The sequence below is a fragment of the Streptomyces erythrochromogenes genome (assembly GCF_036170895.1).
In the GTDB taxonomy this organism is placed as follows: domain Bacteria; phylum Actinomycetota; class Actinomycetes; order Streptomycetales; family Streptomycetaceae; genus Streptomyces; species Streptomyces erythrochromogenes.
Genome location: NZ_CP108036.1, coordinates 2,284,433 through 2,299,935, shown reverse-complemented (window position 1 = coordinate 2,299,935; position 15,503 = coordinate 2,284,433). Strand labels below are relative to the sequence as shown.

Genomic DNA, 15,503 nt, shown 5'->3' with positions numbered 1-15,503 from the left:
GTACGGCCGCACGGCGGCGCTCGGACCTGGAGTCACTGGAGAGCGCGGGCGCCGAGCAGGGTGAGGGCTTCGGCCGTCGGGGTGCCGGGGGCGGCCTCGTAGACGATGAGCTGCTGGCCCGGGGCGGCGCGGACGTCGAAGGACTGGTACGTCAGGGTCAGGGGGCCGGCCACCGGGTGGTGGAGGTGCTTGGCGTCCCGGGTCTTGGCCAGGACGTCGTGGGTGGTCCACAGGCGGGCGAAGTCCGGGCTGTGCGTGGTGAGGGTACGGACGAGGTCGCGCAGGCGGGGGTCGTCCGGGGCGATGCCGGAGGCCTCGCGGAGGTGGCCGGCCGTGGCCCGGGACGTGGCGGCCCAGTCGGCGTAGAAGCGGCGGCCCGCCGGATCGAGGAAGACCATGCGGGCCAGGTTGTCCGCCGGCGCGAACGGCGCATGCAGGGCCAGGGCGCAGTCGTTGGCCGCCAGGATGTCCAGGGCGGCGTTGACGACGAACGCAGGGAAGGCGGGGAAGCCGTCGAGGAGTCGGCGCAGGGCCGGGTCGACCAGGTCGGTGGCCGGGCGCTCGGCCGGCGGTGAGCCGGCCAGGCGGTGCAGGTGGGCGTGGGCGTCGGGGCGCAGCCGCAGGGCGCGGGCGAGCGCGTCGAGGACCTGCGGGGAGGGGTGGCGCTCGCGGCCCTGCTCCAGGCGGGCGTAGTAGTCCACGTTGACGTCGGCCAGGACGGCGACCTCCTCGCGGCGCAGGCCGGCGACCCTGCGCACGCCGTGGCTCGCCATGCCGACGTCCTGCGGCCGCAGGGCCGCCCTGCGCGCGTGGAGGAACTCTCCGAGGGCCCGGTCCGTCGTGGTCGTGGTCATGGCCACAGGTTAGGCCGCGGGGCTGCGCCGTGCCTGGGTGTGCCGCACCCGGGCGACTCGCGCCCTGGCCGGCCGTCTTCGGCGCGCGAAGACTCGGTCGGGCAGGACGGACCTGCGCCCGTGGTCGAGGAGTAGGGCAGGCATGAGGAACGAACCCAAGGTCGTGGCAATCACCGGAGCGAGCAGCGGGATCGGGGAGGCGACCGCACGGCGGCTCGCCGCCGACGGGCATCGGCTGCTGCTCGGGGCGCGGCGCGCGGAGCGGCTGGAGGCGCTGTGCGAGGAGATCGGCGCGGCGGGCGGGACCGCGGCGTTCCGGCGGCTCGACGTCACGGACGCCGGGGACGTACGCGGCTTCGTGGCCGCGGCGGGCGAGCGGTACGGGCGGGTGGACGTGGTGGTCAACAACGCCGGCGTGATGCCGCTGTCGCCACTGGACGCGCTGGAGGTCGAGGAGTGGGACCGGATGATCGACGTGAACGTACGGGGAGTGCTGTACGGGATCGCCGCCGCGCTGCCCGTGATGCGCGCCCAGGGTGCCGGGCACATCGTGAACATCGCCTCCGTGGGTGCCTATGAGGTCTCGCCCACCGCGGCCGTGTACTGCGCCACCAAGTTCGCCGTACGGGCGATCTCCGAAGGGCTGCGGCAGGAGTCCGGCGGGGGCGTCCGGGTCACCCTCGTCTCCCCGGGGGTGACCGAGTCGGAACTCGCCGACGGAATCTCTGACCCTGCGGCGAGGGAGGCCATGAAGGCCTACCGCGCGGTGGCGCTGCCGGCCTCCGCCGTCGCGGACGCCATCGCGTACGCGGTGTCCCAGCCGCCGGAGGTCGATGTCAACGAGCTCGTCGTGCGTCCTGTCGCGAGCGTCCGGTGACCGCCCCGGGAGACTGCGACGGCCTGGTCCGGCGGCTGCGCGTGCTGGAGGACAAGGAAGCGCTGCGGGGGCTGCTGGTCCGGGGGTGGCGGGCGCTGGACCGCAAGGACTGGCGGACCTGGATCGAGTGCTGGGCCGAGGACGCGGTGCTGGAGTTCGGTCCGTGGGGGGAGATTCGCGGCAGGGAGGCGATCCGGGCGAAGGTGGAGGAGGCGGAGGCGCCCTTCCCGAGCATGCAGCACCACATCCTCAACACGCACTTCGAGGTGGACGGGGACCGGGCAGCCGGCGTCGGCTACATGTGGTTCGTCGCCGTCACGGGCGAGGCGGCGAGGTCCGCGCCGTACGCCATGGGAGGCCCGTACGACTGGGAGTTCCGCAGGGGCACGGACGGCGGCTGGCGTCTGACCCGCCAGCGGCTCGGCGTCTGGTGGACCGCGGGGGAGGACTCTGGTCCGGAGGCCTTCCGGTAGGTCGGGCGCGTCGATCTCGTGGCTCGGGCGAGCCCGACAATGGTTCCCCAAGCACAAGAGAGCAGGGAACCGTTGATGCATGCGCACTCCTACCCGCCCGCCGACGACCCGCTGTTCGGGACCGTCACCGTCGAACTCGACCACGAGGCGGGGACCCTCGCCGTGCACGGCGAGGGGATACCGCGGGTCGAGATGAGGCGGACGGGCGCCGCGGCGGCGGAGAGCCATGTGCCGATCGGGACCCGGGACCCCGAACGCCTGGCGATGGAGGTCGGGGGAGCGGAGGTGGAGCTGCGGCCCTCCAAGGGGTTCCTGACCCGCACGTCCTACCGGGTCGACGTCGGCGACCACCGGTTCGTTCCGGTCTCGCTCGACGGCAGCCGGCTGTCGCGCGGCGGTGCGGTACTCGGGATGTTCGTCTCGACCGGGGACGGGCGGGTGACCGCCGAGTGGGGGGACGTGCAGCCGGAGGGGTACGACGCGGCCGTCGGGTACGCGCTTGCCGCGGCGTTCGGGACCGGCGCCGAGCCGGCGTGGAAGCTCACCCTGGACGCCGTACTGGAGGCCATGCCCTGAAACCGGAAATTGGCCACCTGTTCACCCGCTCCTATTGAGTGCGGCGGCGGCGCGGATATCGTGGCACGAGGTATCCGTGAACCGACTCCGCATCGAGGGAAACCATGAGCCAATCAGGGCGAACGGCAAGGCCGCGGCATTATCTGATGTGCCGTCCGCACTATTTCGACGTTCGGTATTCGATCAATCCGTGGATGGACCCCACGAAGCCCACGGTGACGGAAACCAGCCTTTCCCAGTGGAAGCGGCTGCACGACCTGTTCGTCGAGCTCGGGCACCGGATCGACCTGATCGAGCCGGTGCCCGACCTGCCGGACATGGTGTTCGCTGCCAACGGGGCGACCGTGCTGGACGGGCGGGTGCTGGTCGCCCGCTTCCGGCACGACTACCGGGCCGGGGAGTCGCCGGCGTACCTGGACTGGTTCGCGGAGCGGGGGTGGGGCGAGGTCCGGCAGGCGGAGTACGTGAACGAGGGCGAGGGCGACTTCCTGCTCGTCGGCGACACCCTCCTGGCGGGCAGCGGGTTCCGCAGCGACCCGCGCTCGCAGCGGGAGGCGCAGGAGTTCTTCGGGCGGCAGGTCCTCGGGCTGACGCTGGTCGACCCGCGGTTCTACCACCTCGACACCGCGCTCTCGGTCCTCGACCGCGACGAGGTCATGTACTACCCGGCGGCGTTCTCCCCGGAGAGCCGCGAGGTGCTCGCCGACCGGTTCCCCGACGCGGTCCTGGCCGAGGAGGCCGACGCGGTGGCGTTCGGGCTGAACGCCGTCTCCGACGGCCTGCACGTGGTGCTGCCCGAGCAGGCGCGGGGGTTGGCCGCCCAGCTCGCCGAGCGCGGGTTCGAGCCGATCGGCGTCGACCTGTCCGAGCTGCTCAAGGCCGGCGGCAGCGCCAAGTGCTGCACGCTGGAACTGCGTCCGGCGCCGACCGCCGACCGACCTGGCCGGTCGTAACCGCCGCTCTGCGCTCGCCGCCCTATCCGCTTCCCGGGTGCGCTTTCAGTGGCGCGGGGCGCTCGATACCGCCTCCGCCCGCATTCGGCCGGCGAAATGCACGGAACCGCCGCGGGGCCGTCCTGTCGACAGGACGGCCCCGCGGTCGCATTTCGGAGGCGCCTTGAATGCTTATGCGTTCCTGCGGATGATTGGGAATGCGCCGCCTGCGGAATTCCCGTCCCGCGATCCCGGGTGCCGCGTGCCGCGTGCCGCGCGCCGGAGCAAGCCGGTCCGCCTCTTCCGGGGTCTGTTCGGACACGGCCCGGCGCCTCACGGCCGCGGCCCCGCCGGTTCCGCGGGGGCACCCGGAGGCTCCGGCTTGCCGGCATCAGTCGAGTAGTGGCGCCACTTGGCTCAGCTTGGCTCCCTAGTGGCACACACTCTGACCTGCATCTTTGTAAATGGCGGCACATGTGGCGCCAGATTGGCTCGCCATGGCGCCATGTGTGTGTCATGCTGAGGACATGGACCTCAGCCCCTATGTCGCAAGTCTTCGGCACGAGCTCGCGGTGGCCGCCGAAGCGGGCGGCGAAGACGCCCGCGCTCTCGCCGAGCGCATCACCGCCCCGCTAGAGTCGGCAGCCAGGCTCACCCTCCTGAACGCCCTGTCGGACGCCATGGGCGAGGTCACCCGGGAGCTCGCTCCCGGCTCGGTCGACGTACGGCTGCGCGGGCTCGAGCCCGAGTTCGTCGTGACCGCCCCGCCGCGGGAAGAGCCCTTCGAGGCCGGCGGCTTCGACGAAACCCCCGCCGCCCTGCCCGCCGTACCGCTCGCGCCGGAAGGGGAGGACAGCAGCACCGCACGCATCAACCTCCGGCTCCCCGGCCACGTCAAGACGCGCGCCGAGCAGGCGGCGGCGCGTGAGGGCCTCTCCCTCAACGCCTGGCTCGTCAGGGCGGTCTCGGGCGCCCTGGAGACCGGCGGCGGACGGCCGACGGCCGAGACCCAGGCGCCCCGGCGCGGCAGCGGCAGGCGGAGCTTCACCGGCTGGGTGAGCTAGCTCGGCGGCCCGGCGGCGCAGGGGCGGCGCCGGGACACGACATCGGAGTGCGGGAGCCGACCACTCCCGCGCCATCTTCACGTCCCCGGAGCGGGGGCGGCCACCAGACCCACGAGGACGGGACAGCCATGCCTTCTTACGAGACCAAGGGACCCATCACCGCGACCATCCACGTCGAGGTCGGAGTCGCCCGGATCAGCGCCACGGACCGCACCGACACGGTCGTGGAGATCCACCCGCGCACCGCCGGGGACAAGGACGACCAGCGCGCCGCCGAGGAGACGAAGGTCGACTTCGCCGACGGGAACCTGACGATCCGCACCCCGAAGGCGCGCGGCCTGTTCAGCGCCCGCGGCTCGGTCACCGTCGACGTCGCCCTGCCCCAGGGCTCGCGGCTCGTCGGCACGCTGGAGATGGGCGACATCACCTGCAAGGGAACGCTGGGCGAGTGCGAGGTCCGCACCAGCGCCGGCTACATCCGCCTCGACCAGAGCGGCCCGGCGAAGCTCAAGACCCAGCACGGAGACATCCAGCTCGACACGGCGGCGGGCGACGTGGACGTCACCACCGGCTCGGGCGAGGTCAGGATCCGCACCATCGGCGGCGACGCCGACATCAAGAACTCCAACGGCAACACGTGGCTGGACGACGTGGCGGGCGATCTGCGACTGAAGGTCGCCAATGGAAACATCACCGTCGGCCGGGCGCAAGGGTCCGTGTCGTCAAAGAGCTCGAACGGCCACGTACGCATCGAGGAAGTGGCGCGGGGCACCGTCGAGCTCCAGACTAAAGCCGGCAACCTCGAAGTCGGGATCCGCCAGGGGACTGCCGCCTGGCTCGACATCAACTCCCAGTCCGGGACGGTCTACAGCACCCTCGGATCCGCCGAAGGCCCCACCGAGGGCGCGGAGACCGTCAAGGTGCACGCGAGGACCAGCCTCGGCGACATCACCATCCAGCGTGCGCACGGCGCCTGACGTCAGAGCTCTGCCTCGCGACAGCTACGAAATGGAGGGGGCACGATGAGTGCCGCGACCGAACAGAAGGCCCCGCCCCAGGGGATCAGCGCAGTCGGCCTGCGCAAGTCGTACGGCGAGAAGCTCGTACTCGACGGGATTGACCTGCACGTGCAGGCGGGCACGATCTTCGCGCTCCTCGGTCCGAACGGCGCGGGGAAGACCACCACCGTCCAGATCCTCTCGACGCTCATCTCCGCCGACGGCGGCGAGGCGACCGTCGTGGGGCACTCGCTGCAGCGCAGCGCGGACGCCATTCGTGCCAGGATCGGTGTCACCGGCCAGTTCGCGGCGGTCGACGGGCTGCTGACCGCCGAGGAGAACATGCTCCTCATGGCGGACCTGCACCACCTCGACCGCGCGGAGGGCAAGCGCCGCACCGCCGAATTACTCCGGCAGTTCGAACTCACCGAGGTCGCCGGCAAGATGGCCTCCACCTTCTCCGGGGGCATGCGACGCAAGCTGGACCTGGCGATGACCCTCGTCGGCAACCCCGGCCTGATCTTCCTCGACGAGCCGACCACCGGCCTCGACCCCCGCAGCCGCCGCACCATGTGGCACCTGATCCAGCAGCTCACCGCCCAGGGCGTGACCATCTTCCTCACCACGCAGTACCTGGAGGAGGCCGACCAGCTCGCCGACCGGATCGCCGTCCTCGACAAGGGCAAGATCGTCGCCGAGGGCACCGCGGACGAGCTCAAGCGCCGCATCCCCGGCGGCCACATCCGCCTGCAGTTCTCCGACGTGCTCAGCCTCGACGCCGCCGCCCGCCGGCTCGCCCTCGGCCCCGGCGCCCGCGACGAGGAGAAGCTCACCCTGCAGATCCCGAGCGACGGCAGCATCCCGGCGCTGCGCTCCGTACTCGACCTGCTGGAGAGCGCCGGAGTCGAGGCGGACGCGCTGACCGTCCACACGCCCGACCTGGACGACGTCTTCCTCGCCCTCACCGGTGACGGCTCGCGCCACCACGCGACCACCGTTCCCGGCCCGGCCAACACGGTGCAGGAGGCCCGCCGATGAGCACGACGTACGCGATGCGCGACTCGATGACGATGCTGCGCCGCAACCTCAAGCACGCACAGCGCTACCCCTCGATGACCATCTCGATCGTCGCGATGCCGATCCTGATGCTCCTGCTGTTCGTCTACGTCTTCGGCGGCGCGCTCGGCGCCGGCATCGAACTGCCGGGCGGCGGCACGGGGGACCGGGGCGACTACACCAACTTCGTCGCCCCCGGCATCCTCCTGATGGCCGCCACCGCCGGGGCCGTCTCGACCGCCGTCTCCGTCTGCACGGACATGACCGAAGGCATCATCAACCGCTTCCGGACCATGTCGATCTCGAAGTCCTCCGTGCTGACCGGGCACGTCGTCGGCAACGTCATCCAGACCATGATCAGCCTGGTGCTGGTCATCGGCGTCGCGCTCCTGGTGGGCTTCCGTCCCAACGCCACCTTCGTCGAGTGGCTCGCCGCCCTCGGCATCCTCGCCCTCCTCGCCTTCGGCCTCAGCTGGCTGTCCGCGGCCATCGGCCTGGGGGCCAGCAGCGTCGAGGCGGCGAGCAACGCCCCCATGCCGCTGACCTTCCTGCCCTTCCTCGGCAGCGCGATCGTCCCGCCGGAGTCCATGCCGGTCGGCCTGCGCTGGTTCGCCGAGTACCAGCCCTTCACCCCGATGACCGACACCCTCCGCGGCCTGCTCATGGGCACGGAGATCGGCAACAGCGCGTGGCTGGCGCTGGGTTGGGGCGTCGTCCTCAGCCTCCTCGGCTTCCTGTGGGCCCGCTCGGCCTTCAAGCGCGAGGCGAAGATCTAGGGATCCGCTGCACGCACCGCAACGTGAACGGGGCCGCCCGGCCGAAGGCCGGGCGGCCCCGTTCTTCGTGCGGGCCGTCCCGTCGACGGGACGGACGCAGCACGGACAACGGGACACGGTGGCCGAAAACGCAAGGACGAATCGCTCACCAGTGCCGCCGCGGCAGAGCAGTGCGGGCATTCCTTGCCTCGCCCCCGGGCCACTCCTACGATCAATCCGGAAGAGCGGGGAAACAATTCACGGCCGATCTGAACCGGCCCCCTGTGCCATCGAATCCGGCATCGCGTTCTGCGTTCCACATTTCGCGTTCCACATTTCGCGTTCCGCGTTCCGTTTCCCTCTTCGTGCTTCCCGCTTCCGCCCGACACAACGCAGAGGGGAATGGTCATGCACACGCGCAGCCACGCCACGGAAACCGGCGCCGGACTCGTCGTCGAAAGCCCCTTCATATGGCGGGCCAGGCGGCCCGGACACCGCCACCAACTGGTCTGCTTCCCCCAGGCGGGAGGCGGCGCCGGAGCCTTCGGCGACTGGGTGCACCAGCTCCCGGCCGACATCGAGGTGGTCGCCGTCCAGCTGCCCGGCCGGCAGAACCGGATCCTGGAGGACGCCGCCACCGAGGTCGGCCCGCTCGTCCGCACGCTGGCGCAGGCCCTGCGGCCCGTACTGGACGGCCCCTTCTCCTTCTTCGGCCACTCCTGCGGGGCCCTGCTCGCCTTCGAGCTGGCCCTGGCCCTCCAAGCCCGCGGCGGCCCCCGGCCGGCCCACCTGTTCCTCTCCGGACAGGCCTCGCCCGTCCCCTTCCGCGACCGTCCCCAGCTGCACGGACTCTCCGACGAGGAGTTCCGGGCCGAGGTCCTGCGGCTCGGCGGCTTCGACGAGGAGCTCGCCGAGGACGAGGACGCCATGGAGGCCCTGCTGCCGCCCGTCATGGACGACTTCACGCTCTGGGAGCGGCACGTCATGCCCGTCGACGCCCGCCTCGACGTCCCCATCACCGCCCTCGTCGGCGCATCCGACAGCAGGGCGCCGCGGGGCGAGATGGAGACCTGGGGCGCCCACACGGACGCCGCATTCGACCTGCGCGTCTACCCCAGCGGGCATTTCTATCTCTTCGAGCCCGGACTGAGCTCCGAGCTGCTCGAATTCATCGCCGGAACGGTTCTGGAGCCTTAGGCTCCCGATGGGGAGTGCCTGTATGGCAGCTTTTTCGGGTTGCCGCGCCGACGGTCCGGCTGCGATTAATTGAGAAATCAAACCCATGAGATCCCGGTCTTCATGTCCAACCATTGGGGGATGGTCGCTTTGTGCTCGTTCCATGACGCGGCGGTGCCGGTGGCGACGATTCCTGAAATGTTCGAGAAGCGCGTCGCCGCCTCGCCGGACGCCGTCGCCCTCGTCTTCGGCGAGACGTCGCTGACCTACCGCGAACTCGACGCGCGGGCCAACCGCCTGGCCCGTTTCCTGGTGACCCGCGGCGTCGGACCGGAAACGGTCGTGGGCGTGGCCCTGCGGCGCTCGCCCGAGCTGTGGACGGCCGTCCTCGCGGTCCTCAAGGCGGGCGGCGCCTACCTCCCCATGGACGCCGCGTACCCGGCCGAGCGCCTGCGGTACATGGCGCAGGACTCCGGCGCCCGCCTGGTCCTGGCGGACATGCCGACCGGCGGCGAACTGCCCGAACTCCCCGCCCCCGTGGTGCTGCTGGACGCCGCCGAGACCGTCGAAGCGGTCTCCCGCGAGGCGGCCGGCCCGCTCACCGACGCCGACAGGATCCGTCCGCAGCGCGTCGCGCAGACCGCGTACGTCATCTACACCTCGGGCTCCACCGGCCGGCCCAAGGGCGTCGCCGTCACCCACAACGGCCTCGCCCCGCTGCTCGCCACGCACGTCGAGCGGCTGGGGGCGGGCCCCACGAGCCGGGTGCTGCAGTTCGCCTCGCCGAGCTTCGACGCCTCGGTGTGGGAGATGTGCATGGGCCTGCTGTCCGGGGCGACCTTCGTCCTCGCCGGCAAGGAGGCCCTCGCCCCCGGCGACCCGCTCGCCGACACCATCGCCCGGCACGGCGTGACCCACGTGACGCTGCCGCCCCCGGTGCTCGCCGCGGTCCCGGCCGGAGCCCTGGCCTCCGTCGAGACGCTGGTGGTCGCCGGAGATGCCACCACCCCCGAACTCGTCGCCAGCTGGTCGGCCGGCCGCCGCATGATCAACGCGTACGGCCCCACGGAGACCACCGTGTGCGCCACGATGAGCGCACCGCTGGCCGGCGACGGCCGCGTACCCCCGATCGGCGGCCCGATCACCGACACCGGCGTGCACGTCCTCGACGACGGGCTGCGCCCGGCGGACACCGGAGTGATCGGCGAACTGTACGTGTCGGGCGCCTCGCTGGCCCGCGGCTACCTGGGCCGCCCCGACCTGTCCGCCCAGCGCTTCGTGGCCTGCCCCTTCGGTGAGCCCGGCGCACGGATGTACCGCACCGGCGACCTCGTCGAACGGACCCCCGGCGGCGACCTCGTCTTCCACGGCCGCGCGGACACCCAGATCAAGATCCGCGGCATCCGGATCGAACCCCTGGAGATCGAGGCCGTCCTCAGCGGCCACCCCGGTGTCGCCGACGCCGCGGTCATCCCGTACGAACACGGCGGCAGCCGGCGGCTGGTGGCGTACGTCGTGCCCGCCGCCTCCGGCCGACCCGGCCACGGGGGCCCGCAGGGCAGCGCGTACGGCAGCATCGCCCTCGACTCCGGCTTCGGCACCGCCGAACTGCGCACGTACGCCGGCCGGCACCTGCCCGACCACATGGTCCCCGGGGCCTTCGTCCTGCTGGACCGGCTGCCCCTGACCCCGAACGGCAAGCTCGACAAGGCCCGCCTGCCGGAACCGGAGTTCAAGGGCGGCACCTACCGGGCGCCGCGCACCCGGCAGGAGGAGATCCTCGCCGAGCTGTACGCGAAGGCCCTCGGCCGCGACCGGGTCGGCATCGACGACGACTTCTTCACCCTCGGCGGTGACAGCATCCAGTCGCTCCAGGTCGTCTCCTGGGCGCGGGCCCGCGGCCTCGTGGTCACCGCCCGCCAGGCCGTCGAGCACCGCACCGTCGCCCGCCTCGCCGAGATCGCCGTAGCGAACGGGCAGGGCGCCGCCACCGGACCGGTCCTGGAAGAGCTCGACGGCGGCGGCACGGGCTGGATGCCCCTGCTGCCCGTGGCCCGCTGGATCCGCGACTGGGGCCCCGGCTTCGACCGCTTCCTCCAGGCGATGGTGCTGGAACTGCCCGAGGACATCGACGCGGCCGGCCTGGCCGCCACCCTGACGGCCGTACTGGACCGCCACGACCTGCTGCGCGCCCGACTGGTGCCCGACGGCGACGGTGACGACGAGGGCCAGGGAGCCGGACTGGTGGTCGCGCCCGCCGGCTCCGTGGCCGTGGACCCGCTGCTGCGCCGCGTCACCTGCGACGGCCGCTGGGACGACGGGTCCTGGCGCACCCTGCTGCTCGGCGAACTGGAGGAGGCGGCCGGCCGGCTGGACCCGGCCGCGGGCGTGGTGGCCCAGTTCGTGTGGTTCGCCCCGGAGCAGGGCGCGGGCCGGCTCCTGCTCGCCCTGCACCACCTCGTCGTGGACGGCGTGTCCTGGCGCATCCTGATGCCCGACCTGGCCTCCGCCTGGCAGCAGGTCCGTGCCGGCCGCACCCCCGAACTCCCGCCCGTCGCCACCTCGATGCGCCGCTGGGCGCACGCGCTCGCGGACGAGGCGCTGCGCCCCGGGCGGACCGCGGAGCTCGACCTGTGGCGGTCGGTCGTCGACGGCCCGGACCCGCTGCTCGGCGCCCGGCGGCTGGACCCGGCCGTCGACGTACGGGCCCGCGTGCACACCACCCACGTACAGCTCCCGGTGTCCGTCACCGAGGCCCTGCTGACCGACCTGCCCGCGGCGTTCCGCGGCGGCGTCAACGACGGGCTGCTCGCCGCGCTGGCCCTGGCCCTCGCGCAGTGGCGGCGCACCCGCTCCGTCGACGAGACCTCCGCGCTGATCCGCCTCGAAGGACACGGCCGCGAGGAGGCCGCCGCGCCCGGCGCGAGCCTCGCCCGCACGCTGGGCTGGTTCACGACCGCCTTCCCGGTGCGCCTCGACCTCGCCGGGGTGGACCTCGACGAGGCCTTCGCGGGCGGCCCGGCCGCCGGCCTGGCCGTCAAGAAGGTCAAGGAACAGCTCCTGGCCCTGCCCGACAAGGGCATCGGCTACGGCCTGCTGCGCCACCTGAACCCGCAGACGGCCGCCGTCCTGGAACGCCATCCCGTCGGGCAGGTCGGCTTCAACTACCTCGGCCGTTTCTCGTCGGCCGCCGACCTGCCCGGCGAGCTGCGCGGGGCGGGCTTCACCCGGGCCCCCGAGGCCGCGGCCATCGCCGAGCTGGCCGAGCTCGACGCCGCCCAGGACCCGCGGATGCCGGCCTCCGCCGAACTCGACATCAACGCCACCGTCGCCGACCAGCCGGCCGGGCCCGTGCTGAACGCCGTGTTCAGCGCCCCCGAGGGAGTGCTCTCCCCGGCCGAGGTACGGGAGATCGCCGACCTGTGGCGCGCCGCCCTGGAGGGGCTCGCCCGGCACGCGGCCGAGCCCGGCGCCGGCGGCCTGACCCCGTCGGACCTGCCGCTGGTGACGGCGAGCCAGCACGACATCGACGGCTGGCAGCGGCGCTTCCCGGGCCTGACCGACGTCTGGCCCACCACCGCCCTCCAGTCGGGCCTGCTCTTCCACTCGGTCTTCGAGGACTCCTCCTTCGACGCCTACCAGGTGCAGTACGCGCTGCACCTGTCGGGCCAGGTGGACCCGGCCCGGCTGCGCGCCGCCGGCCAGTCGCTGCTGGACCGGCACGCGGGCCTGCGGACCGCCTTCGTGCACAACGCGTACGGGGACCTCGTCCAGCTCGTCCTCGACTCCGTCACCCTGCCCTGGCAGGACCTCGACCTGTCCGGCCTGGACGAGGCGGAGCGCACGGAGGCCTTCGAACGGTTCCTCGCGCAGGACCTGGCCACCCACTTCGCCCCGTCCGCACCGCCCATGCTGCGGATGTCCCTCGTCCGGACCGGCGAGCGGACCCACGAGCTCGTACTGACCGCCCACCACGTGCTGTTCGACGGCTGGTCGGTGCCCCTGCTGATGCAGGACCTGCTCACCTTCTACGGAGCGGACGGGCAGGACGCCGGGCTGGAACCGGCCCGGAACCACCGCGACTTCCTCGCCTGGCTCTCCCGCCAGGACCGCGAGGAGTCCGCGCGGGTCTGGCGCGAGGAACTCGGCGGGGTGGGGGAGCCGACCCTGCTCGCCCCGGTGGTCTGCGCCCCGCGGACCACCCCGGCGGACGGGTCCGGGGGAGCGGCCGAGGACATCGCCATGCGGCAGGCGGAGGTGCCGCTGCCCGCAGGGGCCTCCCGCGAGCTCCAGCGGCGCGCGGCCGAGCTCGGCGTCACCCTGAACACGGTGGTCCAGGGTGCCTGGGCGATGCTGCTGGCCCGGCTCACCGGCCGCCAGGACGTGGTCTTCGCCTCCACCGTCGCCGGCCGCCCGCCCGCGCTGCCCGGTGTGGACGCAACGGTCGGCATGTTCCTCAACACCCTGCCGGTACGGGTGCGGTGCGCGCCCTCGGACACGGTCGCCGAGCTGCTGACCGCGCTGCAGGGCCGGCAGGCCGCCCTCATGGACCACCACCACTTCGGCCTCGCCGAGATCCAGCAGGCCGCGGGCGTCGAATCCCTCTTCGACACGATCGTCGGCTTCGAGTCCTTCCCCATGGACCGGGCCGGCATCGTCGAGGCCAGCCGGCAGGCCGGGATCTCGATCACCGGCATCCGCTCCTTCACCGCCAGCCACTACCCCGTGACGGTGCTCGCCTTCATCGAGCCCGACCGGCTGCGCCTGGCGGTGCAGTACCAGCGCACGGTGCTCGACCCGGCCGCCGCCGAGTCCCTCGCCGCCCGCTTCGGCATGATCCTGCGGCAGGTGGCCGAGGACACCTCCCGCCGGGTGGCCGCCGTGGAGGTGCTGGAGCCCGCCGAGCGCGACCTGCTCCTGCACGGCCCCGGCACCACCGGAGCCGGGGGCGCGGACGCCCCTTCGGGTACGACGACGGTCCCCGGGCTCTTCGAGCGGCGCGCCGCCGACACCCCCGACGCCGTGGCGGTGGCCGACGGCGGGCGGTCCCTGACCTACCGGGAGCTCGACGAGCGGGCGAACCGCCTCGCGAGGTCCCTGACCGGGCGCGGCGCCCGGCCGGAGACCCCGGTCGCCGTGGCCCTGCCCCGGTCGGCGGAACTGATCGTCGCGCTGCTCGGCGTACTGAAGTCCGGGGCCGCGGTCCTCCCCCTCGACCCGTCGCACCCGGCCGACCGCCTCGCGCGGGTCCTGACCGACGCCCGGCCGCTGCTGGTGCTCACCGACGCGGACACGGCGGCCGCCCTGCCGGACACCGGCGTCCCCGCCCTCGCCCTCGCCGACGCGGGCCCCGGCGACGCCGGACCGGCCCCGGCGGCGCCCGTACGGGCCGACTCGCTCGCGTACCTCTCGTACGCCTGCGGCAGTTCGGGCGGGCCGACGGGCGTGGAGACCACCCACGGCAACCTCACCGGCCGGGTGCCCGGGCTGCTCGCGCGGCTCGGCCCCGCGGCCGGGCGGCGCCTGTTGCTGGCCGCCGACTCCGACACCGCACTGCCCGTCGCGGAGATCGTCGCCGCGCTCTGCGCCGGCGGCGGTGTCGAAGTGCTCCGCGACGGCGCGGCGGCCACGGGCGGGGTGCTCGCCACGAGCCCCTCCGCCTTCGCCGACCTGCTCGACGAGGCCGTCGACGACATCGCCGCGGACGCCCTCCTGTTCTCGGGCGAGCCGCTCCCGGCCGCCCTGGCGCTGCGGGCGGCCGCATCGGCCCCCGGCGCCCGCCTGGTCAACGTCCACGCGCATCCCGAGACCGGTCCCGCCACGGCGTACTCACCGCCGGACGGCGAGCAGCCGCCCGGGACCGGGGCCGTGCCCGTGGGAACTCCGTCTGCCGGAGTGCGGGCGTACGTCCTCGGCGCGGGCCTCACGCCCGTACCGCACGGCGCGATCGGCGAGCTGTACCTCGCCGGCGGCGCGCCGGCCCGCGGCTACCGGGGCCACGGCGCGCTGACCGCAGAGCGGTTCGTCGCCGACCCCTTCGGGCCGGCCGGATCGCGGATGTTCCGCACCGGCGACCTGGTCCGCCGCACCGCGGACGACCGGCTGGAGCTCCTCGGACGCACCGGCCCGGAGGCGGCGGTCCGCGGCACGCGGGTCGCACCGGCCGAGGTCGAGGCCGTCCTCACCGGGCACCCCGGGGTGGAGCAGGCCGTCGTGGTCGTCCGCCCGGGCCACGGACCCGGCGGGACCGCCCGGTCGGTGGGTTACATCGTGCCCCCCGACGGACACCACGTGGCCGACCCCGCGGCCCACGCCGACCAGGTACGGGCCCACGCGGCGCAGCGGCTGCCCGCGGCCCTGGTCCCGGCGGTCCTCGTGACGCTGGAACGGCTGCCGCTCACCCCCGACGGCCGTACGGACCGGGCGGCACTGCCCGAGCCCGAGCCCGCCGCCCGCCCCTACCGGGCGCCGCGCACCCCGCAGGAGGCGGCTCTGTGCGAGCTGCTGGCGGAGGTGCTCGGCGTCGAACGGGTCGGCATGAACGACGACTTCTTCGAACTGGGAGGCAACTCCCTCCTGGCGACACGGCTCACCAGCCGGATCCGCAAGGTGCTCGGGGTGAGCGTGCCCCTGCGGTCGATCTTCGAGTCCCACGCAATCTCAGAACTTTCGCGCACGGTCAAGAACGCAGGCACGTCGAGCCGGCCTCGACTGCGCAAGATGGACAGGAGTGGACAGTAAA

The 15,503-nt window shown here is 73.2% G+C and carries 11 protein-coding genes; 10 read left to right on the top strand and 1 reads right to left on the bottom strand.

Going from position 1 to position 15,503, the window contains the following annotated elements; genetic code table 11:
- Positions 1–32: 32 nt before the first annotated feature.
- Positions 33–854 carry a helix-turn-helix domain-containing protein gene (locus tag OHA91_RS10300; protein ID WP_328739144.1) on the bottom strand — a complete coding sequence of 274 codons (822 nt, stop codon included), beginning with the start codon at positions 852–854 and terminating at the stop codon, positions 33–35.
- Positions 855–996: 142 nt separating this feature from the next.
- Between OHA91_RS10300 and OHA91_RS10295 the strand changes: the two genes are divergently transcribed.
- The 10 genes from OHA91_RS10295 (at position 997) to OHA91_RS10250 (ending at position 15,502) form a co-directional block, all read left to right on the top strand.
- Complete coding sequence (locus OHA91_RS10295) at positions 997–1,731, top strand: SDR family oxidoreductase (protein WP_031154398.1); 735 nt, start codon at positions 997–999, stop codon at positions 1,729–1,731.
- Positions 1,728–2,204: a nuclear transport factor 2 family protein gene (locus OHA91_RS10290; RefSeq protein WP_328739143.1), complete on the top strand. Its 477-nt coding sequence runs from the start codon at positions 1,728–1,730 to the stop codon at positions 2,202–2,204. The genes OHA91_RS10295 and OHA91_RS10290 overlap by 4 nt, the downstream gene beginning before the upstream one ends.
- Positions 2,205–2,279: 75 nt before the next feature.
- Positions 2,280–2,780: a hypothetical protein gene (locus tag OHA91_RS10285; RefSeq protein ID WP_031154394.1), complete on the top strand. Its 501-nt coding sequence runs from the start codon at positions 2,280–2,282 to the stop codon at positions 2,778–2,780.
- A 104-nt stretch (positions 2,781–2,884) separates the two neighbouring features.
- Positions 2,885–3,733, top strand: coding sequence for a dimethylargininase (gene ddaH / locus OHA91_RS10280; RefSeq protein WP_328739140.1), 849 nt, complete (start codon positions 2,885–2,887; stop codon positions 3,731–3,733).
- Positions 3,734–4,239: 506 nt separating this feature from the next.
- Entirely contained in the window at positions 4,240–4,776 is a 537-nt protein-coding gene (locus OHA91_RS10275) for a toxin-antitoxin system HicB family antitoxin (protein ID WP_266492452.1), read from the top strand.
- Positions 4,777–4,904: 128 nt separating this feature from the next.
- Positions 4,905–5,753, top strand: coding sequence for a DUF4097 family beta strand repeat-containing protein (locus tag OHA91_RS10270; protein ID WP_031154386.1), 849 nt, complete (start codon positions 4,905–4,907; stop codon positions 5,751–5,753).
- Positions 5,754–5,798: 45 nt separating this feature from the next.
- A complete protein-coding gene (locus OHA91_RS10265; RefSeq protein ID WP_031154384.1) occupies positions 5,799–6,812 on the top strand; it encodes a daunorubicin resistance protein DrrA family ABC transporter ATP-binding protein in 1,014 nt (337 codons plus the stop codon).
- A complete protein-coding gene (locus OHA91_RS10260; RefSeq protein ID WP_266492462.1) occupies positions 6,809–7,606 on the top strand; it encodes an ABC transporter permease in 798 nt (265 codons plus the stop codon). The genes OHA91_RS10265 and OHA91_RS10260 overlap by 4 nt, the downstream gene beginning before the upstream one ends.
- A 387-nt stretch (positions 7,607–7,993) precedes the next feature.
- Positions 7,994–8,782 carry a thioesterase II family protein gene (locus tag OHA91_RS10255; RefSeq protein ID WP_328739134.1) on the top strand — a complete coding sequence of 263 codons (789 nt, stop codon included), beginning with the start codon at positions 7,994–7,996 and terminating at the stop codon, positions 8,780–8,782.
- 177 nt (positions 8,783–8,959) lie between these two features.
- A complete protein-coding gene (locus tag OHA91_RS10250; protein WP_328739132.1) occupies positions 8,960–15,502 on the top strand; it encodes a non-ribosomal peptide synthetase in 6,543 nt (2,180 codons plus the stop codon).
- Position 15,503: the final 1 nt, after the last annotated feature.

Bases quoted from the DNA above. Each gene is read 5' to 3' on its own strand.
- OHA91_RS10300 (WP_328739144.1), bottom strand. From the start codon at position 854: ATGACCACGACCACGACGGACCGGGCCCTCGGAGAGTTCCTCCACGCG.
- OHA91_RS10295 (WP_031154398.1), top strand. From the start codon at position 997: ATGAGGAACGAACCCAAGGTCGTGGCAATCACCGGAGCGAGCAGCGGG.
- OHA91_RS10285 (WP_031154394.1), top strand. From the start codon at position 2,280: ATGCATGCGCACTCCTACCCGCCCGCCGACGACCCGCTGTTCGGGACC.
- ddaH (WP_328739140.1), top strand. From the start codon at position 2,885: ATGAGCCAATCAGGGCGAACGGCAAGGCCGCGGCATTATCTGATGTGC.
- OHA91_RS10275 (WP_266492452.1), top strand. From the start codon at position 4,240: ATGGACCTCAGCCCCTATGTCGCAAGTCTTCGGCACGAGCTCGCGGTG.
- OHA91_RS10270 (WP_031154386.1), top strand. From the start codon at position 4,905: ATGCCTTCTTACGAGACCAAGGGACCCATCACCGCGACCATCCACGTC.
- OHA91_RS10265 (WP_031154384.1), top strand. From the start codon at position 5,799: ATGAGTGCCGCGACCGAACAGAAGGCCCCGCCCCAGGGGATCAGCGCA.
- OHA91_RS10260 (WP_266492462.1), top strand. From the start codon at position 6,809: ATGAGCACGACGTACGCGATGCGCGACTCGATGACGATGCTGCGCCGC.
- OHA91_RS10255 (WP_328739134.1), top strand. From the start codon at position 7,994: ATGCACACGCGCAGCCACGCCACGGAAACCGGCGCCGGACTCGTCGTC.
- OHA91_RS10250 (WP_328739132.1), top strand. From the start codon at position 8,960: ATGTTCGAGAAGCGCGTCGCCGCCTCGCCGGACGCCGTCGCCCTCGTC.